The organism is Coprococcus sp. OM04-5BH (assembly GCF_003482105.1).
Taxonomy (GTDB): domain Bacteria; phylum Bacillota; class Clostridia; order Lachnospirales; family Lachnospiraceae; genus Coprococcus.
In genome coordinates this window covers 173,816-197,618 of the sequence record NZ_QULM01000003.1, presented here as the reverse complement: position 1 = coordinate 197,618, position 23,803 = coordinate 173,816, and the positions used below count along the sequence as shown (strand labels likewise).

Below are 23,803 nucleotides of genomic sequence, written 5' to 3'. Positions count from 1 at the left end.
ATTAAATCTTGAATAGCTGTAATTTCATATTAATTGTGTAATCGTCGTATCATTTTGAAAATAACCGAATTCTGGTACACCATAGGTGCCTCCTCAGCGAAGAATATTATTCCGTCAGTAGGGGCATATATCTGGGATTTCACATCACCGGTCATAGGATTTACGATATTGGCGATTATATCTCCTCTGGTGACCTCGTCTCCCGGACCTGCCAGTCTTCTGAAGAAACCGCCTGCCTTATCCGATCTTATGCTGAGTAATTCCTCCTCATCCAAAACCGTGGAGATATATCCTGCGTGGCAGTTATATCTTATGATACCCATTCTGGTAAGGAACCTGAGCACTGCCGATACGGCATTGTTGGCACTTACTTCATCAATCCTCTCCGTAGCTCCGGAATATATCGAGAAAGCCTCGGTTCCGTTCATCTGCCAGTTATAATTAAGAGTTGCCCTGTCATATGCTCTCGGTTCTGCCGTAAGCACATACTGCATACCAAAAAGGTTCGCCAATGAATTACTCTGTCTTCCTGTCTCCATCATCCTTACATGAGGGATAAACTGTCCCTCCATATAAAAGCTTGCGAATTGTATTCCATAGGCATAGCCATCTGTATAAGAAAGCACCGCATCAGCGATTCTGCTTACCGCCTGTCCTTCCGGATTACCCGGAAAAGCCCTGTTAAGATCCGCATTGTCCGATATCCAGTACTTCTGTCCCATATTCATGGAGCTGTAATTAAGTGACGGTATCAGCAATATCCTCTTTCCTGCAACTATAGAGCCTCTTGTCTCAAGATCATAAAGCTTTTTTGACATCAGCGAGCTTATATAGAGCTGCTGGTATTCATTTCCCCTTAAGGCTCCGATTATGCATGCTGCCTTTTCTCCGCTTCCAAAAGAATAGCCGTATATTGTGTATTCACCCCTGTAAGCTGTATTCATTGAGTAAACTATTTCTTTATTCATCAGGACCTCCAAACACTCTTGCCACAAGAGAGCCTTCCTCTATTATAGGATAAGACCTGAGTGAAAATACCACTCCTGTTCTGGGAGATTTAATTACTTCTTCTATAGAGCCGGTGAGCACATTGACGATCTTGCCTATCTCGCCTCCGCGCTTTATAAGCCCCGAATGTTTTACTGAAGGGATAAATATTCCGCTGCTCTCTGCATTAACAAAGGCAACATCCGCATCAGCGGCTATCTTCGGCATGTGGGTATTATTCGCGCAGCCATCCCATATGCCCATGTACTCCATAAGTGAGAATATACCCTCCACTATCTGGCTGCAATATTCATAATCAATGGTCAGAGCCACTCCTGACTCCACCACCATAGTTTTTACTCCGATATCATTAAGGGCATACGCTATACTTCCCGGCATAACCGTAGATGATGGGTGTACCCACACTACGTCCGTATTAAGCCTTGACGCATACTCTATTATGTCATCAGCTATATCAGAGTTCACTCTGACCTGGGGGATCTCCTTGAGATATACACTGCTTGAATGTACATCAAGACATATATCCGACCCATCTATATCCTCAACTACCTTGGCTGCAATGTACTCCCCAACCGTACCATCAGCCGAGCCCGGGAACACCGTATTCATGTCAATATCTATAACCGGTATATCCCTGTATCTTGATTCGAGTCCCATTGGATTTAAAAATGGATATACATCCACTATTCCCTTAAGCTTTGTGAACTCACTTTTTATCCGCCTGATAATTTCATAGCAGATATACTGTCCCGCCACCTCGTCGCCATGTATACCGGACACTATACTAAGTCTCTTCTCCCTGCCGGTAGTCATATCAGGCTCAAGGTGATTCTTTTTTACCCTTATAACCTCTTCGATCAGCATATCCGCAGACGCAACAGTTTCTATCATTAGAATTCCACCTCAATGTACTTTATACCGCACGCAATGTGCTGATTATATTATACACTTTTCCGGTCTTTTTTCAAATACTATATGAGGCTTCCGCAGATATCTGTCACGGCTTCATTATCCCATTTTATGCTCTCTTCTTATACTTGATCCTGAGCTTGTCCGCTATCATGGCTATAAACTCCGAGTTAGTCGGCTTGCCCTTAAAGGCATTGACCGTATATCCGAACATGTCATTTATTGTATCTATCTGTCCCCTTGCAAATGCCACCTCTATGGCATGTCTTATAGCTCTCTCAACAGAAGATGATGTAGTATTGTATTTCTTTGCAATGGAAGGATACAGAAGCTTTGTGATGTAATTGAGATTATTACTGTCATTTACACACATTATAATGCCCTCTCTTATATACTGGTATCCTTTTATATTGGCAGGGATACCTATATCTCTGATGATCTCTGTAACCTCTGCCATGAGATCAGGAATACCATCCGGTATCTTCAGATCATTGCCCATACAGATAAGCTCTCCATGAGAGTCAGTATCTTTTCTCAGCTTAAGATTATACATCTGCGTAATACGCCTTGCCAGTATCTCCGGCTTATATGGCTTTCTCATGTAATATGTAGCACCAAGCTCGAATGCACAATTGATCAGCTTCTGTGAATACAAGGATGATAATACAATAAACACTGTATTCTCCATCTGATTTTCTGCCTTAAGCTGTTCAATAACTCCAAGGCCATCAATACCCGCAAGACAGATATCAATTATAACTACCTCAGGCTGATGTCTTTTGATAGCAGCCAACGCACGGTTTCCGTCTTTTACACATTCCACAATCTCAATTCTTTCGTCCCCCGAACGTGCAAGATCCTCTGCTATGGACAGACAGTTACTGTCTGCAATTACTACTTTCATCACGTTTCCCTTTTCATTCATGTTCTTATTCCCCTTTTCTACCCTGGTGCACACTATAACGCTCATATTATATAGTATGCTGTTGTGTGTTTGCATATGATATTGTTTTTGATATCATAGTAATATATTATGCCGTCTTACGTCTGTTGTCAAGTCTAATTTTGTCTGCGATCAGTGCAATAAATTCACTATTTGTCGGTTTTCCCTTTCCTGCACTTATGGTATAACCGAACATTTCATTTATCGTATCTAATTTTCCTCTTCCGAATGCAACCTCTATGGCATGTCTTATAGCACGCTCCACCCTTGAAGGCGTAGTGTTGTAAACCTTGGCTATACCGGGGTATAACTGTTTTGTTATGGAATTAAGAATGTCCATGTCCTCCACTGCCATAAGTATGGCACTTCTCAGATATTGATATCCTTTAATATGAGCCGGAACTCCAAGTTCGTGTATTATGCCGGTTATTATACCCATCAATTCTCCTTCATCCGGTATGGTAGTCCCACTTCCATAGGGAACATTCTTGCTGCTCCTTGCAAATGAAACTATCTCTTTCTTTAACAGCTCCGGATCTCCGTCCTTGTTGAACACCTTAAGCACCGCGCAGTTTTCCAGTGCCCTGCAGAGAAACTCCAGATATTTCTCATGACCCACATCTGCCATTACCATAAACTTAAGGTTGTCCACTCCTGTTCTGTTCTTTATATCCTCAACTATATCTATGAGGCTCTTATCTCCCAGCATTTCATCTGTCACTATAACGTCCGGTGTTCTGGCACTTACCCTGCCTGCCACCTCATCGCCCTCATGACACATTCCTGTTATCTCACAATTACCTGTATCCTTTAACGCAGTGCTTAGCTGTTCCGCTTCTCTTTTGTCCCGCTTTGCTATAAGCACCTTAACCCTGCTCATATCTACCTCCAAATCAACTTTTATATACTGTAAAGGCACCTGGAGTAACCTTACATGTCTCGCATAAATTATTATATATTTGCCCATATTAATTGGGAATATGCTTTAAGACGCAAGTTGCGACACACACTCACAGCATATGACCAAAAGCTACCCCCATATTACATTCTACGCCGCAGATATTAATATTAATCATGTAGATTGATTAAATTTAATCATTCAAATGTCATTTTTTGTGTGTTATCATAACAAACATCAAAACGGTTGATATTTTTTGTCAAAAGAAGTACTAAGTGTCGAAGACACATTTAGAATAGTGCTACCACATGCAAAATCTTAATGGACCGATGTTCTGTTATAGGAGGTACGTTATGAAAGGCTACGATAAATACGAAAGAGCATATTTTATGCCACCTGTATGTACATACGACTGGGTGAAGAAGGATCATGTAGACAAGGCACCTATATGGTGCAGCGTAGATTTAAGGGATGGCAACCAGGCACTTATTGAGCCTATGAGCCTTGAGGAGAAGCTGGAATTCTTCAAGATGTTGGTGGACATAGGCTTCAAGGAGATCGAGGTAGGCTTCCCTGCCGCATCCGAAACAGAGTACAACTTCATAAGAGCACTTATAGACAATAATATGATCCCCGAGGATGTGACCATACAGGTACTTACCCAGGCAAGAGAACACATAATAAAGAAAACCTTCGAGGCCGTTAAAGGCGCAGGCCATGCTGTGATTCATCTCTACAACTCCACCTCTGTTGCCCAGAGGGAGCAGGTATTCAAGAAAGACAAGGAAGAGATCAAGAAGATTGCCGTAGACGGAGCAAAGCTTTTAAAGCGTCTTGCTGATGAAACAGACGGCAACTTCTCCTTTGAGTACAGCCCTGAGAGCTTCCCGGGAACCGAGGTTGACTATGCCCTTGAGGTATGTAACGCAGTTATAGATGTATGGGAGCCTAAACCTTCAAATAAGGTTATAATCAATATCCCTACCACCGTACAGATAGCAATGCCGCATGTATTTGCAACACAAGTGGAATACTTAAGCAAGAACCTCCACAACAGGGACGCCGTAACCTTAAGCCTTCATCCTCATAACGACAGAGGCTGCGGCATAAGCGACGCAGAGATGGGACTTCTGGCCGGTGCAGACAGAATAGAGGGTACTCTTTTCGGCAACGGTGAGCGTACCGGCAATGTTGATATAGTAGCCCTCGCCATGAACATGTTCTCCCAGGGCGTCGATCCACAGCTTGACTTCTCCAATATGTCCGAGATCCGTACTTGCTATGAGCGTCTCACCAGAATGCATGTGCATGAAAGAACTCCTTACTCAGGCGATCTGGTATTTACCGCATTCTCCGGCTCCCACCAGGACGCTATATCAAAGGGAATGACATGGCGCAAGGAGAAGCACCTGCACAAATGGTCAGTGCCATATCTTCCTATAGATCCAAAGGATGTGGGACGTGCCTACGAATCTGATGTAATAAGAATCAACAGCCAGTCAGGAAAGGGCGGCGTCAACTACATACTTAAGCAGAACTACGGAATAACCCTTCCGGATAAGATGCGTGAGGAATTCGGATACCTGGTAAAGCATGTATCTGACGAGGCTCACAAGGAGCTTTCACCTGACCTGATATATGACATACTTATAGATAATTATGTGTCAACCCATACCCGCTTCCAGATACCGGAATGCCACTTCAAGCAGATAAACGGTATCATGGCAGAAGCCTCCATAGCCTACGACAACCATATAAATAAGATAGAGGCAAACGGAAACGGCCGTCTTGACGCGGTATCCAACACCATAAAGCAGTTCTTTGAGATAAGCTACGAGTTAAGTGTATACGAGGAGCACGCCTTAACCACCGGTTCTTCTTCAAAGGCAATGTCATTTGTAGGTATCACCTACAACGAAAAGCTTTACTGGGGTGTAGGTATCGATGACGATATAATAAAATCCTCCATTAATGCCCTTGTATGTGCTGTAAACAAGCTTCCGGTGCTTTCAGAAATCACTGCCAAGGCCGACGAAAGGCTCATAACCATGAAGAACTACATACAGACCAACTATCAGACAGTTACTCTTGAGGATATGGCCACGAAGGTTAATCTCTCAGTGCCTTATGTGTCCAAGTACTTCAAAGAAAAGGCACAGGTAACATTTGGTGATTATGTAAGACAGGTAAGGATGAAGAAAGCAAAGACACTGCTTAAGACCACCAGTATGACCATTGAAAGCATAGCAGAAAGCATAGGCTACGCCAACGTGGAGCACTTCTCCCGCTCCTTCAAGAAAGTATACGGCATGGCACCGGTACAATACCGTGCCACCGGCAAATAAATATTGATTTATAGCCTTTATTCTGCTATCATGAATAAGGATTATATAAGTTCATAATACGGATGAATGTTTCTACTAACTACCGCAAATAGTTATCTATAATTCAATTATAGGTATATTGTATCTTGCGGTAGTTTTTTTATGATTTTTTATCAAGGAGGAACACAGATGAAGCATTACGACGTTATAGTAATTGGCGCAGGCCCGGGAGGAATATTTGCAACCTATGAGCTGGTCAAGAAACAGCCTGAGCTTACCATTGGTGTATTCGAGTCAGGAAACCGTTTATCCGGAAGAAAATGTCCTATTGACGGTGACAGGATAAAGAGCTGTATCCATTGTAAGAGCTGTTCCATCATGAGTGGATTTGGTGGTGCAGGTGCATTTTCAGATGGAAAATACAACATCACTAATGACTTCGGAGGTACCCTCTACGAATATATCGGAAAAAAACAGGCCATAAACCTTATGAAGTATGTTGATGACATCAACATGGAATATGGCGGTGAAGGAACAAAGCTCTACTCTACTGCAGGAACGAAATTCAAAAAGATATGTATGCAGAACAAGCTGAAGCTTCTTGACGCTTCCGTGAGACATCTTGGAACAGATGTTAATTACATCGTACTTAAGAACCTGTATGAATATCTTGAGGATAAGGCAGACTTCTATTTCAACACTCCGGTCACATCCATCGGACATCCTGATGATGGCTATGTAATACACACAGATGCTGGTGACTACAGTTGCAAGAACTGCATAGTCTCCGTTGGAAGAAGCGGCAGCAAATGGATGGAGCAGGTATGTCATACCCTTGATATACCAACCAGGTCCAACCGTGTGGATATAGGTGTCCGGGTTGAACTTCCGGCAGTTATATTCTCACATCTCACCGACGAATTATATGAAAGCAAGATCGTATACCGCACACAACAATTCGAAGACAATGTCCGCACCTTCTGTATGAACCCACATGGTATAGTGGTAAATGAAAATACCAACGGGATCGTTACAGTAAACGGTCATAGCTACGAGGATGAGGAAATGCAGACAGAGAACACCAACTTTGCTCTTCTGGTTTCAAAGCATTTCTCAGAGCCATTTAAGGACAGCAACGGCTATGGAGAAAGTATAGCCAGACTGTCAAATATGTTAGGCGGCGGCGTAATAGTCCAGCGTTTCGGCGACCTGGTAAGAGGTCGTAGAAGTACTGAAAGCAGGATCAGGGAAGGTCTTGTAACTCCTACCCTTTCCGCAACCCCGGGAGACTTAAGTCTTGTACTTCCTAAGAGAATACTGGACGGTATCATGGAGATGATCTACGCCCTTGACAAGATTGCTCCGGGAACTGCAAATGACGACACTCTCCTCTATGGTGTAGAGGTCAAGTTCTATAATATGGAAGTAGAGCTTAATCAATACCTCGAATGTAAATATAAGGGAATGTACATCATAGGTGATGGCAGCGGTGTAACTCACTCTCTTTCCCATGCCTCAGCCAGCGGAGTTTATGTGGCAAGACATATCAGCGAATTGTTACAGTAAATATATTTTCAGATGAGTCATATATCCTAAAGGATCTATGGCTCATTTTTTATATTTTTTTAATTGATCATTTATTTTAAATATCTTTTATATTAAATATTTTTAAAATATAAAATTTCGAACCCTGATATATTATTCCATATTTTCGATGAATATACCGTAGCCCATGGTTGGGTCATCCACTATAACGTGGGTTACGGCTCCAATAAGCTTGTCATCCTGAATTATAGGCGAACCACTCATGCCCTGGACTATGCCGCCGGTAAGCTCTATGAGCCTGTCATCAGTAACCTTAAGCTGGAGGTTTCTCACATCCCCGTCATAATCTATCCTAACTATATTTATCTCATATTTCTCAAGCTCACCGGTTATCCTGGAGTAAATGTACGCCTTTCCTAAGGACACATCCTCGGAGCTTCCGAGAAGGACTTTCTCCTCCTCATCATAATGCTTCTTCACATAGTTTTTATTTAATTTTCCTGTGACACCGCTATAGATATTTTTATTCACAATGCCTATAAGCTTGGTGCTGTACATTATGCTTCCCCTTATCTTGCCGGGATTATCCTGGGATGACTTATCTATACCAAGTATTGTGGCCTCGTATACTCCACCGCTTACACTGTTCATCTCAAGACCCGTGTCGTAGTCTGAAACACTGTGTCCCAATGCTGCAAACGAATCTTCGTCTATATAGGTCATTGTACCTATTCCCGATATATCATCCTTGATCCATAATCCCAGCTTGTAGCTGGATTCCGATACCCGTGTCGGAGTTATGTCAACTTTATTTACTACACCGTCTCTTCTGTATCCAATGGTGATGCAGTCCCCATGGCACTTATTTACCAGATCTGTGACCTGCTTTCTGGTATTTACTTCGGTTCCGTCTATGCTCACAATATAATCCCCCTGTTTAAGCTTGCCCTCGCAGGGTGACGTATGTCCGCCCTCTACATCATCAACTATCTCCGTGTTCACCACGAACACTCCATCAGTCTTGATATATATACCTATAGGCTCCCCCGACGGGATCACATACTTCTCCTTACTGTTCTCCTCTATACATTCGCTATAGACAGAGGCCTCATCATCGGCAGCATATTCCATCCTTACAAATATAAATATGATACAGGCTGCACACATACAGCCAAATATCAGCATTCCGTAAAGTATCCTCTTATAGGTCCTTGCTCTGTCCTCATTGTCATATCTGTGCATAGTACTTCTCCTTAAAAATCCAGCTACGACGTAAAGATGTCGCATACATCATTACAATAAAAAAGCCAGTGCCATCAAAATAAAATGATGATACTGACTTTATTATCTGCACATTTATGATTTTTATTTACGAACTTATTTATGGCTTACTTCTTTATGTTTGAAGCCATAGATTTCATCTCTCTGGCATTTGATATTACCGCGTCAGTTATTGAAGCTCCGCCAAGAAGTCTCGCGATCTCATTTACAGACTCTTCAGCTGAAAGTCTCTCTATCTTGGTCACGGTCTTACCATTTTCTGCCATTTTTTTAATGCAATAATGGCTGTCTGCCATGGCTGCTATCTGTGGAAGGTGGGTTATGCTTATGACCTGATGGGCTGCCGCTATGACATTCATCTTCTCTGCCACCTTCTGGGCTGCCATGCCGCTTATTCCCACATCTATCTCGTCAAATATAAGAGTGTCTATATTGTCCTCGGACGCCATACAGGACTTAACAGCAAGCATTATCCTTGAAAGCTCACCGCCTGATGCCACCTCATAAAGAGGCCTGAGCTTCTCACCTACATTCGTGGATATGACGAAATAGCAATCATCAATACCATTTGCAGAAGGGAATGAAAGCCTGTCAAATACCATGTCAAACTTAACCTCCATGAAGCTTAAGTCTGCCAGTGCTCCCCTTATGCTGTCACATAACTTCACAGCCTCAGCCTTTCTCGCCTTACTGAGTTCCTCTGCTGAAGCCTTCAAGGTCTCCTCGGCAGATGAACGACTGCTCTCAAGCTCTGCTATGTACCGGTCATACTGCTCAAGCTGCTCTATCTCCCGCTTCTTCTTTTCTGCCTCTTCAAGAATAACAGATATGGTGTCTCCGTATTTGCCCTTCATGTTGTTTATAACATCAAGACGCTTCACAACCTCCTCAAAGGTTTCATTGTCAAATTCCATGCCCTGGATATAGTCACTTATATCCACATTGAAATCGTTCAAAAGTGAGTCGACCGTAACAAGCTGTCCATATATGTTCTCAAGCTCCGGATCAAGCTCCTTCACAGCCCTCAGGGAATTAAGTGCCCTGCTTATCTTATTTCCAACGGAATCCGTAGCCTCATATCCTGTTTCGGCATATACAGAGCCGGCGGCACTTACAATGTCCCTGGCATTGGTCATCCTGTTATACTGTCGCTCAACCTCTTCGTCCTCTTCAGGTCTTAAGGCTGCTGCCTCTATCTCATTCACCTCGTACTTAAGGAACTCAAGACGCCTGTTTCTGTCGCTGTCATCCATGGTAGCCGAAGCAAGCTTCTCCTCTATATCCTTATATGCGTGATACGCCTTCTTCACATTCTCCTTTAAAGGATCAAGAACCTTCTTGCCATAGGCATCCAGTATGTTTAAGTGCTCAGTCTTCTTAAGCAGGGTCTGCTGCTCATGCTGGGCATGCATATCAACTAAAAGTGCGGTCACATCCCGGAGCTTCGCCGCCGTAACAGCCACATCATTTATGGTATTAACGGTTCTGTTTCCCATGATCTTACGGGAAATGATCAGTTCTCCGTCCTCAGACGGATATACCTCAAGCTCCTTAAGAGCCCCCTTAATCCGCTCATCATTCACAATGAAAAGGAGTTGGCACAGACCTTCCTTCGAGGGATCTCTGAGCATATCCTTGGGAAGCCTTCCTCCCATTCCTATCTTAAGGGCACCGATAATTATGGATTTACCGGCACCGGTTTCACCGGTCAGTATATTCAGACCGTCGGTGAAGGTTATATCTGCGTCCTCAATGAGGGCGAGATTCTTTATATGTACATTTAATAGCATTTATTCTCCTTATTTCTGGTATCTTTCGATGGTAGTAATAACAGATTTCACAAGCTCCCTTGAACGCACTGCAAGAAAAAGGGTATCATCACCGGCGATACAGCCCATAAGTCCATTAATGGAAAGATTGTCAAGAGCTGCCCCCACAGCCATCGCCATTCCCGAAACAGTCTTTATGACTATGAGATTTTCCGCTGCCTCCATGGACAATATACAGGTGGAAAGCACCTGCTTATAGGAATTGATGGATTCCCTGCCGGCACTTTTGCCAAGGGCATACTTCTGTCTGCCTCCTGCCACTGACACCTTTGTGAGATTTATATCCCTTATATCCCTTGATATGGTGGCCTGAGTAGTGTTAAAGCCCGCCTCCGTAAGCTTCGTCAGAAGCTCATCCTGGGTTTCTATATCATTGTTCTCAACTATCTCTATTATCTTAGCCTGACGTCTCTGCTTCACTACTGCGCACCCCCAAATTTGCTTCTGAGAAGCTCATAGAAATTCTTGTCCGTTGCCTTTATAAGCTTGGTAACATTTGCCGATCTTCTGATGTATATCTCATCCCCTGCAGAAAGTCCTATATCGCTGCCTCCGTCAAATGCCACGATGGCCTCCGTCTCCTGGGTCTTTCTCTTCTTAACGATCTCTATCCTTATCTCCTCATCACCGGACATGACTATACTCTTGGCGGTAAGGGAATGTGGAGAAACCGGTGTTATGACTATGACCCTGCCGCCCGGACTTACGATAGGTCCTCCTGCGGACAGGCTGTATCCGGTAGACCCGGTAGGTGTAGCCACCACAACTCCGTCAGCCTCATATGTATCCACCATGTGGTTTCCTGCGTACATATTAAGACCAATGATTCTTGAAAATCCGGCTCTTGATACCACCACATCATTTAATGCGCTCTTTCTGTATTCACTGCCATCGGTCTTTTTCACAATACCTTCCAACATCATGCGCTCTTCAATGGCGTAATCATCATTTACAAGCCTGTAGAGCACGCTCTCTATGTCCACAAGCTCCACCTCTGTTAGGAAGCCTACTGTTCCAAGATTTATGCCAAGTAACGGAATATCTATATCCTCAATGGCTGACGCCACACTTAAAAGGGTACCGTCCCCTCCAAGCACCAGTATGCAATCCATTTTACCGGTCATCTCACTCATCCTGTCATGGTCACTGTTACAGAATGTGCTCACATCTGTAATAAGGGTATCGCCCCCCAGTATCCTGATCTGACTGTCCACCAGCCTTGAAATTGTGGATTCATCATCCTTATATGGATTAACAACCATCAGAAAGTTCTTCATAGTAATCTCCATTCCACCTAAAGTGGAAATATATCATCTACAGTTTCTCGTGGGATTCCTTTACAAGGGCATTTATATCAAATTCCCTGCCCTCTCTTGAGGTATCCTTGGTTATATAGAGCAGATATTCAATGTTGCCCTCAGGTCCCTTTATAGGGGAATATGACAGGTCAAGGGTCACAAATCCCATTTCCCTTGCAAATGAAACTATCATATCCACAACCTCCACATGGACCGACTGCTCTCTTACTACACCCTTCTTGCCAACCTTTTCACGACCTGCTTCAAATTGTGGCTTTATAAGGCACACGACCTCACCCACATCAGTTAAAAGATCATAAACCGCAGGGAGCACCTTCTTAAGTGATATAAACGACACATCAATAGAAGCAAAATCTATCTTGTCTGCCACATCATCAGGTGTCACATAACGGATATTTGTCTTCTCCATACACACAACCCGCTCATCATTTCTGAGCTTCCAGGCAAGCTGTCCGTGTCCCACATCTACAGAATAAACCTTCACAGCACCGTTTTGCAGCATACAGTCTGTGAAACCTCCGGTGGAAGCTCCCACATCCATGGCTATCTTCCCCTCAAGGGTAACGCCGAAGCAGTTCATGGCTTTCTCAAGCTTAAGTCCGCCTCTGCTCACATACCTTAAGGTATTGCCCCTGACCTCTATAAGTGCGTCCTCATTAAAGGTCTGTCCTGCCTTATCTTCCTTGTTGTTATCCACATATACTATCCCGGACATTATGATCGCCTTGGCTTTCTCCCGGGATTCAGCAAGTCCCTTCTTAACAAGAAGTACATCTAATCTCTCTTTCAAAGTTTTATCTCCATTTCAGCATGCTTTATCCTGTCATAAACAGAGTCTGCATCTAGTTTACATAACTTACGCAGTTCGGCTATGCTTCCCTGCTTTACATAGCAATCATCCACGGCTGCCACCACAAGCTTTATCCTGTAACCCTTCTCTGCTATATATTCCTCTACAGCAGCGGCATAGCCACCATGTTTAATTCCCTCTTCCATGACCACAAGTATCTCATGCTCCTTCACAAGCTCGTCTATCATTTCGTGATCCACCGGCTTGACAAATCTCGCATTTACCACTGTGATCTCCTTCTTATCATCAAGGAATATGTTATACAGCTTCTCGGCCTCGTAGACCATCTGTCCCACCGCCAGAACTGCAATACCGCTTCCTCTGGTTATATATTCACTCTTGCCATACACTACAGGCTCCTGTATGGAGCTTAATCCATAGTAAGCCTCACCCTTGGCATATCTTATGGCAACAGGACCGTCATAGGAAACAGCCCATTCCATAAGCCTCGTAAGATCATACCTGTTCTTAGGGGAAACTATGGTCATACCCGGGATCTGTGACATATATGCAATGTCAAACAGTCCCTGGTGAGTCTCTCCGTCAGGTCCTACAAGTCCCGCTCTGTCTATGGCGAACACCACATGAAGATTCTGCAGGCATACATCATGCAGGATCTGGTCATAGGCTCTCTGTAGGAACGAGGAATATATGGCAACCACCGGTGTCATTCCTGCTGCCGCAAGTCCCGCTGCAAATGTCACAGCATGTTCCTCTGCTATTCCCACATCAAAAAATCTGTCGGGATATTTCTCTGCAAATTTTGCAAGTCCTGTTCCCTGTGCCATAGCCGCTGTTATGGCTACAATGTTTTTATTCTCCGCAGCCAGCTCCACAAGCTTTCTGCCAAATATACCTGTATAGGTCTTATTTCTGCTCTTTGTTATAACCTTGCCGGTATCAACATCAAAGGGAGCAACACCATGGAAATAGCTTGGGTGCTTCTCTGACCATTTGTACCCCTTACCCTTAACCGTCTTTACATGGACGATTATAGGTCTGTCAAGCTGAAAAGCCTTCTCAAAGGTTGCAGACATAAGTTCTATGTCATGACCGTCTATAGGTCCTATATAAGTAACTCCCAGATCCTCGAAGAACATTCCCGGCACAAGCATCTGCTTGATGGAATCCTTAGAACGCTTAACACCCCTGGCAAGCTTCTCTCCTGCCACCGGAATATGGAGAAGTATCTTCTCCACAGTGCCCTTGATCTCATTGTATGCCTGTCCTACTCTGAATCTGCTGAGGTAAGTGGACATGCCACCTACATTCTCATCTATAGACATTTCATTATCATTTAAAACTATAAGACAGCCTGACTGCTTAGAGCCCATATTGTTCAGGGCTTCGTATACAAGTCCCCCTGTAAATGAGCCGTCTCCGATCACCGCAGCTATCCTCTCATGTTCCCCGCGTATATCTCTTGCGCACGCCATTCCAAGAGCCGCAGACATGGAAGTAGAGCTGTGTCCGGTGTTAAATGCGTCACAGTCACTCTCGGAGGTCTTCGGGAATCCACTTAGCCCTCCCAACTGTCTCAAAGTATCAAATTCGTTTTTTCTGCCCGTAAGTATTTTATGGACATAGGACTGGTGTCCCACATCCCATATGATCTTATCCTCAGGGAAATTCATTACACGGTGAAGTGCCATGGTTATCTCCACACATCCAAGATTGGACGCAAGATGACCGCCTGTATGGCTTACCTTTTCTATAAGGAATTCACGTATCTCCTGTGCCAGAGGCTTAAGCTCCTTACGGCTGAGTTGCTTTATGTCATTTGGATTATTTATTCTATCAAGTAATTTCATCATAACTTATTTATTTCTCGATATAAGGGATAATATAAGCTCCCTCAGGAATTTATTTTCATATGGCAGACTGTCAAGAAGCTCTACAGCATGTTCGGAAATCTTCTTCACATCCTCTGCCGCCTTGTCCAGTCCATGTATCGTGACGTAAGTAATCTTGCCGTTATCCATGTCGGAATGGGCAGGCTTACCTATAACCTCTGTATCTCCCACAACATCAAGTATATCGTCCTGTATCTGGAAGGCTATACCTACCGCAGAAGCGATCTGTTCCATAATATCAACATATCTCTCCTCTGCTCCGGCAAGTACTGTTCCGATCATCATAGAAGCCTCTATAAGTGCCCCTGTCTTATTCTCATATATGTAGTGGAGCTGTTCTTCGCTTAACCTGCTGCCTGTAAGCTCCACATCTGCCACCTGACCCCCAAGCATACCGCTTATTCCGGGCTTACGGGCAAGTATCTTCATGGCTGCTGCCGCATACTTTATATTACATTCACTGTCAAATGCCCCGGCAGCAGTCTCATAGGCATAATTAAGCAGTGCATCTCCCGCAAGGATAGCCATTGCCTCGCCATACACCTTATGGTTTGTAGGTCTTCCGCGTCTCAGATCATCATTGTCTAAAGCAGGAAGGTCATCATGTATAAGGGAATATGTATGTATCATCTCAATAGCTGCCATAAATGGTTGTACTGCATCGCCGCTTCCGCCGAACATATGGTAACATTCCTCCATCAGCATAGGGCGGAGTCTCTTGCCACCTGCCATAAAGGAATACTTCATTGCCTTTATCACTGTGTCATTAAAACCGTCTCCCTCAGGAAGAAAGCCTGTTATAACCTCTTCCACATGGGCGGTCTTCTGCTTCAGTTCTTCACTAAACGTCATTTTCCCCCTCCTTGCTAAGGACGATCATTTCCTTCTCCACATCACAAAGATTATCCCGGCACTCCTTAATGAGCTTCACACCCTCACTGTACACATCAAGGGCATCCCTTAAAGGTGTGTCCTGCTTCTCAAGGATACCTGCAATATCCTCCAGTCTTGCCAGTGCCGCCTCAAGATCGAAGCGTTCTGCTGTGGAGTCACCTTTTTCTGTGTTATTTGTTTGTATAATATTCATTTCTGTATTATTTTCCATGCTGTCGTTTCCTGTGTTATTATCTGTCAAATTAATATTTACTGAATTATTGTTATTTTCTGGTCTTTGTTTTTACCTACAAAACTTCGATCTGTATATATTTATAAAAATCACACAACATCCGCCTCGAAGCTTCCGTCAGACATGGTTATCCTGATCCTGTCACCGGAGTTCACCGCTTCCGCTTCCTTTACCGGCTCACCGTCACACTCCACATATCCAAAGCCGCCTATCAGCTTGGCACTTGGAGAGTGTCCGTTTATCCTGCTTGCCAGTATCCTGAGTCTGTTCTTATTCCTGTCTAATGACATGTTCATGGCTCTTCCGATCCTGTCCGCAAGATTGTCCACATATATGCTGTGATCAATAAGCTTCTGCTTCGGATTTAATATCCTTAGCTTCTCCTCTACACTGTCAAGCCTTGCCAATGCCTGGCTGACCTTAAAACCCATCAGCCTGTTGATGGATCTTTCCGCATCCTCAAATCTCCTTACGGTGGTCATCACATCAGGTATTGCCAGCTCACATGCCGCAGAAGGTGTTGGGGCACGTTTGTCTGCCGCATAATCTGCTATAGTATTGTCTGTCTCATGTCCCGTACCTGAGATTATGGGTGTCCGGGCATGGAAAATCGCCATGGCAACAATCTCTTCATTGAAAGCCCAAAGGTCTTCAATAGATCCGCCACCACGGCCGATGATAATAGTATCTACGTTCATGGAATCCAGAGTTTCTATACCTCTGGCAATATCCTTTGCCGCTCCGTCACCTTGAACCAGTGCCGGATACAATATAAGCTGTACATAAGGATTTCTTCTCCGGGCAATATTCCTTATATCCTGTATAGCTGCCCCGGTGGCAGCAGTCACTATTCCCACACGCTTAGGATAGCGGGGAATCTCCTTCTTTATCTCAAAATCAAACACACCCAGATCGTACAGCTTCTGCTTCAGTCTCTCGTATTCCTCATACAGACTGCCTGTTCCTGCAAGCCTTATGTCCTGTACATAGAGCTGATATCTGCCGTCTCTTTCGTACACATTAATGCTTCCGTGGGCGATGATCTGCTGTCCGTTCTCCATACGGAAGCCAAGCCCTGTCATGGCATTACTCCTGAACATAACGCATGCCACCGCCCCTGTCTCGTCCTTAATGGAGAAGTATATGTGTCCCGAGCTGTGGTACTTAACATTTGAAGCCTCGCCCTTAACATATATATTGCCAAGGAATGGATCAGTGGCCATCATATTCTTAATATAGCTGTTTACCTGTCCTACAGTGTACTCTGTCATAGTACTCCTTACACCAGCCTGTCAGGCAGTGTTTTGATGAACTTTTTCTCATCATTTCTGCCGGCTGTGTATTATTTTTCTTTATACAAGCTTGCCAAGTAATGCGTTGATGAACTTTCTTGCTTCTTCGTCACAATATAACTTGGTAAGCTCAATAGCCTCATTTATAGCTACCTTCTCAGGAATGTCATCATCATATTTTATTTCGTAAATGGCAAGCCTCAGGATTGCAAGCTCCGCCTTACCTATACGGTTAAGCTTCCAGCCCTCTGATATTCCATCTATGATCTTGTCGATCTCATCCACATGGGCTGTTATATCCAGAACTCTCTTCTTGATATACTCTTTGTCCTTATCCTCATACATCAACGCATCAAGGATGCTTCCCTCCTCGTCGTCATCAGGATAAGTGGCAAATGACATCTCCACCTGTTCTTCCATCTCTTCCGGACTGTTGAACGGAAGTGCAAATAATATCTTAAATACTTTTTCTCTAATTTCTCTTCTAGTCATGATCTAATCCTAATTGGCATCGTTCATCTTAACGCCTGCCACCCTTATATTTACTTTAGTAACATTTAATCCTGTCATTGTTTCTATAGCCTGCTTAACCTTTTCCTGAACCTGCTCAGAAACCTTCTTTATCTTGTACTCATAATAAACTATTATACCAAGATCTACTCTGACCTCTCCGGGAATAAGATCCACCTTAACTCCCTTTGCAGGATTTTTTCTTCCCAGCCTGCTGGCGATCTCATTTGAAAGGTTTCCTGCAAGCTTATACACACCATCAACCTCACTGGCTGCAATGCCTGCAATAACAGCAACCACATCACCTGCTATCTGCACCTGTCCATAGGAAGTTTCCTCTTTAATATCATATACATCTTCTATTACTTCACTCATAATTATACCTCCGTATATAATAAGTATCTTTCTCGAACATCAGCTTATCACTGTTTATTCTATTTTTACTCAAACCACTTCAAAGTATTATTATATATCAACTTTATGGTATTTGGCAACAAAAAGGCATCTTATTTACTGTTTGCAAATGATATAACGACCTTGTCTATATCATATCCGGTCTTTCTTGTTACTGCATCCTCTATCTGTGCCTTCTCGGTATCCGTTATCTCATCCTGTATAAGAGTAACATCAACATAGCTATCATTAACTGTTACTATTGCATCCTCAAAGCCCTTTGCAGTAAGTATGGTCTCTGCGTCGGACTCCATCTTTATTATATCACTTAATTCAACGTATGAATCAATAGCTTCCTGTCTCCTTGCGTCAGTACTATTTTCATCATTTATAACAGAAAGCAGAGCTTCAAGGTTTTTGGATCTGTTCTGTTCCCTGTTGAGCTTGGCAGTTGCCACATTGTTCTTGGCAATCTCGGCACTTGTAAGCACTGCCTTGCCTATATCATCCTCATCGCCGTTAAGCTCCACCTTATCCACATCATCAGGTGTATTATATGTATCCACACTGCTGTACTGCGCTGCGTCCCCTGAGGTTGCCGCACTCACATTCCCCTGATAATTAATCACCTCCACATTGTCATCGGAAGGTGTCTTAGCCTTATTGCTGCTATGTGCATTGTCGCTGAAATTCAGATAGCCTGCTACGCCTATCATTACTGAAAGTGCCATTACTACAAGAGTATTCTTCTTGATCTTCCTCTTCATAATAACCTCCATCATTTTATTTCTAACACTACAATCTTATGTGCAGGAAGTCCAAATAATGCCTGTACAGCCTCTGAAATTTTAAGTGCCACCTCCGGGTCTCCTCCACCCTCACATGCCACCACTACTCCCTTGATCTGAGGCTTCACATTCCTTACAACATAAGGATCTCCGTTGCTTCCCTCCACCGCACTTGTGGAGCTGCTGCTCCTGCTGGCATCAGCCTCACTGGATATTTCCCCGGTGCTGTCCCGTAAAACTATATCCTCGCCGTCATCTTCAAGAGTTATCATAACCTCAACGCTGCCAACCCCGGACACCTTCTCAAGCAACGCCTTAAGCTCCGCCTCTTTATTGTCTATATATGCATCCGCCCGGGCTGAGCCGGTGCCGGAATTATTGCCGGTTGTGTCAGAATTGTTTCCGGAGCTTCCGTAGTTACCGGAATTATTTTCTGTCCCAATATAGTTTCCCGCGTTATTTCCGGAAGAATTCCCAGTATTGTTGTATGAGCTTCCGGAATTGCCATTTGCTCCTGAATTGCCGGATGTTCCGGTGCTTTTATCCGAGGGCCATGATATTATCAATATACATACGCCTATCAGTATTGCCATTATTATATTTTTTATTTTCTTGTCATTAAGTAATGCACGCATAAAGATCAAGCCCTCCTTTCTTTTAGGCGAAGTACTATGTTTAATTTCCGGTGGCTATGCCCGGCATTATTTTTGTTTATTGTAATGATGTCTGCGACATCGTTACGCCACAGCAACCTCTTGCCGTAGGCAAATTCCAATGGTTGCTGTTCTATTTAATCTCAAGTTTTACGCTGATACACTCTTCATCAATTCCAAAGCCGTTACAAACAAGCTTTACAACCTGGTTTTCAATAATTTCATTATTATCCTCCATTCCCTGTGACATTGCATAGCGCCCCTTTATAGTTATGTAAACTTGCATTAAACCACTTGACCCTACTGTTTTACTATCTGCTATTTCCCCTGCTTTGCTGCCTGTCTCTCCTCTTTTGTTGCTCGCTGCTCCACTCACCCCGTAGCTTCCGCTTACAGTTACGTCACAATCCATGCTCATCTCTGAATATATGTATTTCTTTATGGCAAGGGCAAGGATCATGTCATCTTTTTGGTTTACATAAGTGTTATCTTGTTGCAGGATATCCCGGATATTGCTGTTCTCATTTGCAATTATGGCACGGAGTTCATTGTCGTAATCTCCGTTTAAAAAAACAGTTACAGGATTGATCACCAATATCAGCATGATCAGTCCTGTAACTATCTCTATTTCGTGTCTGTAGTTGGAGTCCGGAGCTAACATCAGGACCAATGATGAAAATATGGCAAATAACGAAATATTCCTTATCCACTCTCCCACGCTCTTCCTCCTTAATCAAGCCTGCCAATTCAACATCACAAACCGCACTCCGCCATTCTTTCATCGCCCGCTACAAAAGCTTCATTCCCATCAACCTGTCCCCTTAACGAAATAAAGTATTATAGTTATGCAGATGAGGAACATCAGAAGTGCAACCATCAAGGACTTTAAGAGCAGGGCTATATCTGCCGCCATTATACTTACACCGTCAGAGTACCTCCGGTCTCCAACAGGCCCTGTTATGGCAGCGGTCACTCTGTATAAGAACATTATTATGATCACCTTGATTACAGGAACTATAAGTATTGAGATCAGTACCACGCAGCCGCCTATGCCCAATATGTTCTTAACAACAACCCCGCTGCTTACAAATATATCCGCAATGACCGAGTACGCTCTGCCGCCCGGGAGCATTGCGACAGCCTTTAAGAAGCCTGTTCTCTCAACTGAATCCGCCGCTCCCGCAAGCATGCCCTTGACTACATTTACCCCGGTTACAAGTGCCAGAAGTATCCTGATGATCCAGTTTACAACGCTGGTCATGAGGGCTATCAGCTTCGAGAAATAGCCTTCGGTATTTAATTTATTTGCAAGGGAAATCAGGGCAATACTCTTGATCAAAGGGAGAACAATCCTGCCCAGCACCTTCTCGCACAGATATGCAGTGAGGATTATTGCCTCGTAGGCGTACACCGCAGTTCTGCTGCCATTTGTCATTTCAAGGACAACGGACATGGATGGGACAAACGCCATCATGTAATCGTTTATCCTCTGGATCACACTTCCTGCCAGATCATATACCACAGCAAATGATCCCAGCATAAGCCCCGACAGTGCCAGATAAATAACATAAAAGCTGCTTTCCTTTACGCCGCTGTTGTTCTGTGACGCCACCACTGACATGATACCGCCTATTACAATTATGATAATAAGCTCTGCCAGCATTGCACGATTCCCCAGTATCTCATCGCTGATAGTCCCAAGGATACTATCCCCTATATCTGCAAATAATCCATCCACATCAAAGTTCTCAAGCCTTTCGTATACCCGACTGAAGGAAAGCTTGTCTCCTGACACTGCGTCCAGTCTGTCAAAATCTATGCAATCATCATAGGTTTCATCAGAGTAATCCCTTACATCATCAAGCAACCCCGGGCTTGATGTATCACCTTCATCACCATCCAGACTATCAACACTATTTATTCTGCCATGCACATTACAGGACAACTCACTCAAATAACTACACCTGCTCGCGTCATATTGGTTTACATAATTCTGTTTTTCTCTCATTCCCGGTGTGAATGCACTTAATATCACCAGCAAATAAACATTTACAAATACCATATCACGCAATTAATTTCGAGAGCAGCTCCACTACTCCCATGATCACAGGCATACCTATAAGCACCATTGATATACGTCCTATAATATCTATCTGTACCGCAATGGCTGTGTATGAGGCATCCCGGCATACCGCCGAGCCAAGCTGGCATATATACGACACCGCCAACATCTTAACGATTATCCCTATGTACTGTATGTCCAGATTAATGGCAGAGGTGATACGACTTATGTACTGTATGAGTATGTTAAGTCTGGTAACCACTGCATATGTGATGAAGAGACATGCCCCAAGGCTCAGCATGATATTTATCTCCCCGTATACACTCTTAAGCTTTAACCCCAGGAATACCACCAGGATCATACACAAAACAATATCTATAACACTCATAAGCTCTACCCCCCTATAGACATAATCTCGCTTATGGCATTAAACAGGTCTTTTATGTAGGGTATGAGCCAGGACAAAACGATTATAAGCCCCGCAAGGTTAAGAAGATACGCATGCTCTTCCTTCCCCGAGTGCTTGAGCACCTGATTAAGCAGTGCCACAAGAATACCCACAGCACCTATTTTTATAAGTATTTGTATTCCCATGTCTCACCTCACCCCTGCAACCTTTACCACAACAGGATCACCAGAAAAGCCCCGGCCAGGATACATATGTAATAAGCAAGCTTTATGTTCCTTGCATTGTCCTCCTTAAGCCTGTCAAGCTCGTCCATCAGCTTGCTCTTCAGATACTCTATACGGCTTAGCTGCGTGGTGACATCAAGATAGTTTAACACGCCGCCAAGCTCCTCCACATACTCTCCGTAAGCCTCCATAAGAAACGTGTCCGCAAAAAGCACAGCCTCCCCATCTGCCCATATCTCTGCAAATGTTGCCATATCTGTATTCACCAGCCTGTCCTTAAGATAATTAAGCCAGTTCTCAAAACAGGGATCAAGTCTTGGGACAGCCCGGTCAAATATCTCCCATAACAGGGTGGAGCTGTACCTAAGCTCCCCTTCTGTTATTTCCACCAGAGATATAAGACCCTTAAGCTGTCTGAACAGACTGTTCCTGTAGTGGGCATATCTGACAGCAAGCAGGACACAGGCTGCGAATATAATACCTGCCCCTAACAGTTTTATGCCAGAACACTTCCTCTCTCATCAAATATGTACTGTACATTTCCGATATGCCCTTTGTTGTTCAGCACTATATATCTTTCAAATACTCTCTCTTCCACCAGCTTCCGCAAGCCAGGTTTACATAACACATCATCAACTGAATTTCCATGCACAGTTGCGATTATCTTACAGCCGGAATTTATAGCGTCATATATTGCCGCTATATCCTCATGGCTGCCTATCTCGTCAACAGCGATTATAGCAGGTGACATGGATCTTATAAGCATCATCATTCCATATGCCTTTGGGCAGCAGTCAAGTATATCCGTTCTCATACCCACGTCATTCTGAGGCATACCATTAAAGCATGCAGCGATCTCAGACCGCTCATCCACAACTCCCACCGACTGCCCCCGGATGATCTCGCTTCCATCTGACAACTGCCTTACAATATCCCTGAGCAGAGTTGTCTTGCCGCATCTCGGCGGGGAAATGATCAGCGTATGGCACACCAGATTGTCCTTTACTATGTACGGTATTATGTTGCTGCCACAGCCCTTCACCTCATGGGCAATCCTAATATTTAAAAATGTTATATGCTTAAGGTTCTTGATCCTGCCATTTTCAAGAATAACCTTGCCGGCTATGCCGACTCTGTGTCCCCCTTCTATGGTTATAAAGCCCTGCCTCACCTCGTCCTCGTATGCGTATAAGGAATATTTGCTTATATGCTCCACAGTCTCATTTATGTCCTTTATAGTGACTATATACAGCCCGCTTTTGCATACCTCACTGCTTTTCTTCATCCTGCCATCTGTCGTAACCATATATTCCATATTGTCGTACATAAGGATCAGAGGCTCATTTACCCTGAGTCTCACCTCTATGAGTCTGCTCTTCTTTATGTCAAGCCTTGTGCACAGATTTCTGATATTTGCCGACAATATATTCAATATTCCCGTTATGTCCTGATTCATAATCTCCTTATCTCCAGCCTTCAATCTCCTTTTATGACCTTTATAGTTATATATGTGGCAGAAGGCAAAAAAAGAACTCCGAAACATGATTATCTCACATTTCAGAGTTCTTTTACTCTCGCAGTTCAATC

The 23,803-nt window shown here is 43.7% G+C and carries 25 protein-coding genes and 1 riboswitch; of the genes, 2 read left to right on the top strand and 23 right to left on the bottom strand.

What is annotated here, in order from left to right; genetic code table 11:
* Positions 1-29 precede the first annotated feature (29 nt).
* From DXB54_RS08110 to spo0A (DXB54_RS08095), 4 genes are all read right to left on the bottom strand, one after another.
* A complete protein-coding gene (locus tag DXB54_RS08110; RefSeq protein WP_118694837.1) occupies positions 30-968 on the bottom strand; it encodes a M14 family metallopeptidase in 939 nt (312 codons plus the stop codon).
* Complete coding sequence (locus tag DXB54_RS08105; RefSeq protein ID WP_021939283.1) at positions 961-1,899, bottom strand: M14 family metallopeptidase; 939 nt, start codon at positions 1,897-1,899, stop codon at positions 961-963. Before DXB54_RS08105 ends, DXB54_RS08110 begins: the two co-directional genes overlap by 8 nt.
* Before the next feature lie 127 nt (positions 1,900-2,026).
* Positions 2,027-2,842 carry a sporulation transcription factor Spo0A gene (gene spo0A / locus DXB54_RS08100; protein ID WP_118694836.1) on the bottom strand — a complete coding sequence of 272 codons (816 nt, stop codon included), beginning with the start codon at positions 2,840-2,842 and terminating at the stop codon, positions 2,027-2,029.
* 106 nt (positions 2,843-2,948) lie between these two features.
* Positions 2,949-3,740, bottom strand: a complete 792-nt coding sequence (spo0A, locus tag DXB54_RS08095) for a sporulation transcription factor Spo0A (protein WP_021939281.1) — start codon at positions 3,738-3,740, stop codon at positions 2,949-2,951.
* 371 nt (positions 3,741-4,111) lie between these two features.
* On the opposite strand from spo0A (DXB54_RS08095), the gene DXB54_RS08090 reads away from it, so the two are divergent.
* Positions 4,112-6,103 carry a 2-isopropylmalate synthase gene (locus tag DXB54_RS08090; RefSeq protein ID WP_118694835.1) on the top strand — a complete coding sequence of 664 codons (1,992 nt, stop codon included), beginning with the start codon at positions 4,112-4,114 and terminating at the stop codon, positions 6,101-6,103.
* 21 nt (positions 6,104-6,124) lie between these two features.
* Positions 6,125-6,222: riboswitch (purine riboswitch) on the top strand.
* A gap of 49 nt (positions 6,223-6,271) precedes the next feature.
* On the top strand, positions 6,272-7,648 hold the full coding sequence (locus tag DXB54_RS08085) for an NAD(P)/FAD-dependent oxidoreductase (RefSeq protein WP_118694834.1): 1,377 nt from the start codon (positions 6,272-6,274) through the stop codon (positions 7,646-7,648).
* A gap of 132 nt (positions 7,649-7,780) precedes the next feature.
* Here the strand turns inward: DXB54_RS08085 and DXB54_RS08080 are convergent, their stop codons facing one another.
* From DXB54_RS08080 to spoIIIAA, 19 genes are all read right to left on the bottom strand, one after another.
* Complete coding sequence (locus DXB54_RS08080; protein WP_158578211.1) at positions 7,781-8,869, bottom strand: SpoIVB peptidase S55 domain-containing protein; 1,089 nt, start codon at positions 8,867-8,869, stop codon at positions 7,781-7,783.
* A gap of 146 nt (positions 8,870-9,015) precedes the next feature.
* The gene (recN, locus tag DXB54_RS08075) at positions 9,016-10,698 is read right to left on the bottom strand and encodes a DNA repair protein RecN (RefSeq protein ID WP_118694832.1); all 1,683 of its coding nucleotides are present in this window, start codon (positions 10,696-10,698) and stop codon (positions 9,016-9,018) included.
* Positions 10,699-10,707: 9 nt separating this feature from the next.
* On the bottom strand, positions 10,708-11,157 hold the full coding sequence (locus DXB54_RS08070; RefSeq protein WP_021939276.1) for an arginine repressor: 450 nt from the start codon (positions 11,155-11,157) through the stop codon (positions 10,708-10,710).
* On the bottom strand, positions 11,157-12,014 hold the full coding sequence (locus DXB54_RS08065) for an NAD(+)/NADH kinase (protein WP_118694831.1): 858 nt from the start codon (positions 12,012-12,014) through the stop codon (positions 11,157-11,159). The genes DXB54_RS08070 and DXB54_RS08065 overlap by 1 nt, the downstream gene beginning before the upstream one ends.
* 37 nt (positions 12,015-12,051) lie before the next feature.
* Positions 12,052-12,846, bottom strand: a complete 795-nt coding sequence (locus DXB54_RS08060) for a TlyA family RNA methyltransferase (protein WP_021939274.1) — start codon at positions 12,844-12,846, stop codon at positions 12,052-12,054.
* Positions 12,843-14,720, bottom strand: a complete 1,878-nt coding sequence (gene dxs / locus DXB54_RS08055; RefSeq protein ID WP_330426376.1) for a 1-deoxy-D-xylulose-5-phosphate synthase — start codon at positions 14,718-14,720, stop codon at positions 12,843-12,845. Before dxs ends, DXB54_RS08060 begins: the two co-directional genes overlap by 4 nt.
* A gap of 3 nt (positions 14,721-14,723) precedes the next feature.
* A complete protein-coding gene (locus tag DXB54_RS08050; RefSeq protein WP_118694830.1) occupies positions 14,724-15,611 on the bottom strand; it encodes a polyprenyl synthetase family protein in 888 nt (295 codons plus the stop codon).
* The gene (gene xseB / locus DXB54_RS08045) at positions 15,601-15,864 is read right to left on the bottom strand and encodes an exodeoxyribonuclease VII small subunit (protein WP_243104783.1); all 264 of its coding nucleotides are present in this window, start codon (positions 15,862-15,864) and stop codon (positions 15,601-15,603) included. The genes DXB54_RS08050 and xseB overlap by 11 nt, the downstream gene beginning before the upstream one ends.
* A 110-nt stretch (positions 15,865-15,974) precedes the next feature.
* Complete coding sequence (xseA, locus tag DXB54_RS08040) at positions 15,975-17,156, bottom strand: exodeoxyribonuclease VII large subunit (protein WP_118694829.1); 1,182 nt, start codon at positions 17,154-17,156, stop codon at positions 15,975-15,977.
* Between the two features lie 81 nt (positions 17,157-17,237).
* Positions 17,238-17,669 carry a transcription antitermination factor NusB gene (gene nusB / locus DXB54_RS08035; RefSeq protein WP_021939269.1) on the bottom strand — a complete coding sequence of 144 codons (432 nt, stop codon included), beginning with the start codon at positions 17,667-17,669 and terminating at the stop codon, positions 17,238-17,240.
* Between the two features lie 9 nt (positions 17,670-17,678).
* Positions 17,679-18,062: an Asp23/Gls24 family envelope stress response protein gene (locus DXB54_RS08030; protein ID WP_021939268.1), complete on the bottom strand. Its 384-nt coding sequence runs from the start codon at positions 18,060-18,062 to the stop codon at positions 17,679-17,681.
* 131 nt (positions 18,063-18,193) lie between these two features.
* The gene (locus DXB54_RS08025) at positions 18,194-18,847 is read right to left on the bottom strand and encodes a SpoIIIAH-like family protein (protein ID WP_021939267.1); all 654 of its coding nucleotides are present in this window, start codon (positions 18,845-18,847) and stop codon (positions 18,194-18,196) included.
* Positions 18,848-18,858: 11 nt separating this feature from the next.
* The gene (locus DXB54_RS08020; protein WP_021939266.1) at positions 18,859-19,503 is read right to left on the bottom strand and encodes a stage III sporulation protein AG; all 645 of its coding nucleotides are present in this window, start codon (positions 19,501-19,503) and stop codon (positions 18,859-18,861) included.
* A gap of 151 nt (positions 19,504-19,654) precedes the next feature.
* Positions 19,655-20,239 (bottom strand): stage III sporulation protein AF, encoded by a 585-nt coding sequence (locus DXB54_RS08015; protein WP_118694828.1) that lies wholly within the window; start codon positions 20,237-20,239, stop codon positions 19,655-19,657.
* 90 nt (positions 20,240-20,329) lie between these two features.
* Positions 20,330-21,475 (bottom strand): stage III sporulation protein AE, encoded by a 1,146-nt coding sequence (locus tag DXB54_RS08010; protein WP_199708745.1) that lies wholly within the window; start codon positions 21,473-21,475, stop codon positions 20,330-20,332.
* A 109-nt stretch (positions 21,476-21,584) separates the two neighbouring features.
* A complete protein-coding gene (locus tag DXB54_RS08005; protein WP_118694826.1) occupies positions 21,585-21,971 on the bottom strand; it encodes a SpoIIIAC/SpoIIIAD family protein in 387 nt (128 codons plus the stop codon).
* Positions 21,972-21,976: 5 nt separating this feature from the next.
* Positions 21,977-22,177 (bottom strand): stage III sporulation protein AC, encoded by a 201-nt coding sequence (spoIIIAC, locus tag DXB54_RS08000; RefSeq protein WP_021939262.1) that lies wholly within the window; start codon positions 22,175-22,177, stop codon positions 21,977-21,979.
* Positions 22,178-22,200: 23 nt separating this feature from the next.
* Positions 22,201-22,710, bottom strand: coding sequence for a stage III sporulation protein AB (locus DXB54_RS07995; protein ID WP_279220733.1), 510 nt, complete (start codon positions 22,708-22,710; stop codon positions 22,201-22,203).
* 2 nt (positions 22,711-22,712) lie between these two features.
* Positions 22,713-23,672 carry a stage III sporulation protein AA gene (spoIIIAA, locus tag DXB54_RS07990; RefSeq protein ID WP_118694889.1) on the bottom strand — a complete coding sequence of 320 codons (960 nt, stop codon included), beginning with the start codon at positions 23,670-23,672 and terminating at the stop codon, positions 22,713-22,715.
* Positions 23,673-23,803: the final 131 nt, after the last annotated feature.

Excerpts from the sequence above, each read along its gene's own strand:
- DXB54_RS08110 (WP_118694837.1), bottom strand. The coding sequence starts at position 968 with ATGAATAAAGAAATAGTTTACTCAATGAATACAGCTTACAGGGGTGAA.
- DXB54_RS08105 (WP_021939283.1), bottom strand. The coding sequence starts at position 1,899 with ATGATAGAAACTGTTGCGTCTGCGGATATGCTGATCGAAGAGGTTATA.
- spo0A (WP_118694836.1), bottom strand. The coding sequence starts at position 2,842 with ATGAATGAAAAGGGAAACGTGATGAAAGTAGTAATTGCAGACAGTAAC.
- spo0A (WP_021939281.1), bottom strand. The coding sequence starts at position 3,740 with ATGAGCAGGGTTAAGGTGCTTATAGCAAAGCGGGACAAAAGAGAAGCG.
- DXB54_RS08090 (WP_118694835.1), top strand. The coding sequence starts at position 4,112 with ATGAAAGGCTACGATAAATACGAAAGAGCATATTTTATGCCACCTGTA.
- DXB54_RS08085 (WP_118694834.1), top strand. The coding sequence starts at position 6,272 with ATGAAGCATTACGACGTTATAGTAATTGGCGCAGGCCCGGGAGGAATA.
- DXB54_RS08080 (WP_158578211.1), bottom strand. The coding sequence starts at position 8,869 with ATGCACAGATATGACAATGAGGACAGAGCAAGGACCTATAAGAGGATA.
- recN (WP_118694832.1), bottom strand. The coding sequence starts at position 10,698 with ATGCTATTAAATGTACATATAAAGAATCTCGCCCTCATTGAGGACGCA.
- DXB54_RS08065 (WP_118694831.1), bottom strand. The coding sequence starts at position 12,014 with ATGAAGAACTTTCTGATGGTTGTTAATCCATATAAGGATGATGAATCC.
- dxs (WP_330426376.1), bottom strand. The coding sequence starts at position 14,720 with ATGATGAAATTACTTGATAGAATAAATAATCCAAATGACATAAAGCAA.
- DXB54_RS08050 (WP_118694830.1), bottom strand. The coding sequence starts at position 15,611 with ATGACGTTTAGTGAAGAACTGAAGCAGAAGACCGCCCATGTGGAAGAG.
- xseB (WP_243104783.1), bottom strand. The coding sequence starts at position 15,864 with ATGGAAAATAATACAGAAATGAATATTATACAAACAAATAACACAGAA.
- xseA (WP_118694829.1), bottom strand. The coding sequence starts at position 17,156 with ATGACAGAGTACACTGTAGGACAGGTAAACAGCTATATTAAGAATATG.
- nusB (WP_021939269.1), bottom strand. The coding sequence starts at position 17,669 with ATGACTAGAAGAGAAATTAGAGAAAAAGTATTTAAGATATTATTTGCA.
- DXB54_RS08030 (WP_021939268.1), bottom strand. The coding sequence starts at position 18,062 with ATGAGTGAAGTAATAGAAGATGTATATGATATTAAAGAGGAAACTTCC.
- DXB54_RS08025 (WP_021939267.1), bottom strand. The coding sequence starts at position 18,847 with ATGAAGAGGAAGATCAAGAAGAATACTCTTGTAGTAATGGCACTTTCA.
- DXB54_RS08020 (WP_021939266.1), bottom strand. The coding sequence starts at position 19,503 with ATGCGTGCATTACTTAATGACAAGAAAATAAAAAATATAATAATGGCA.
- DXB54_RS08005 (WP_118694826.1), bottom strand. The coding sequence starts at position 21,971 with ATGAGTGTTATAGATATTGTTTTGTGTATGATCCTGGTGGTATTCCTG.
- spoIIIAC (WP_021939262.1), bottom strand. The coding sequence starts at position 22,177 with ATGGGAATACAAATACTTATAAAAATAGGTGCTGTGGGTATTCTTGTG.
- spoIIIAA (WP_118694889.1), bottom strand. The coding sequence starts at position 23,672 with ATGAATCAGGACATAACGGGAATATTGAATATATTGTCGGCAAATATC.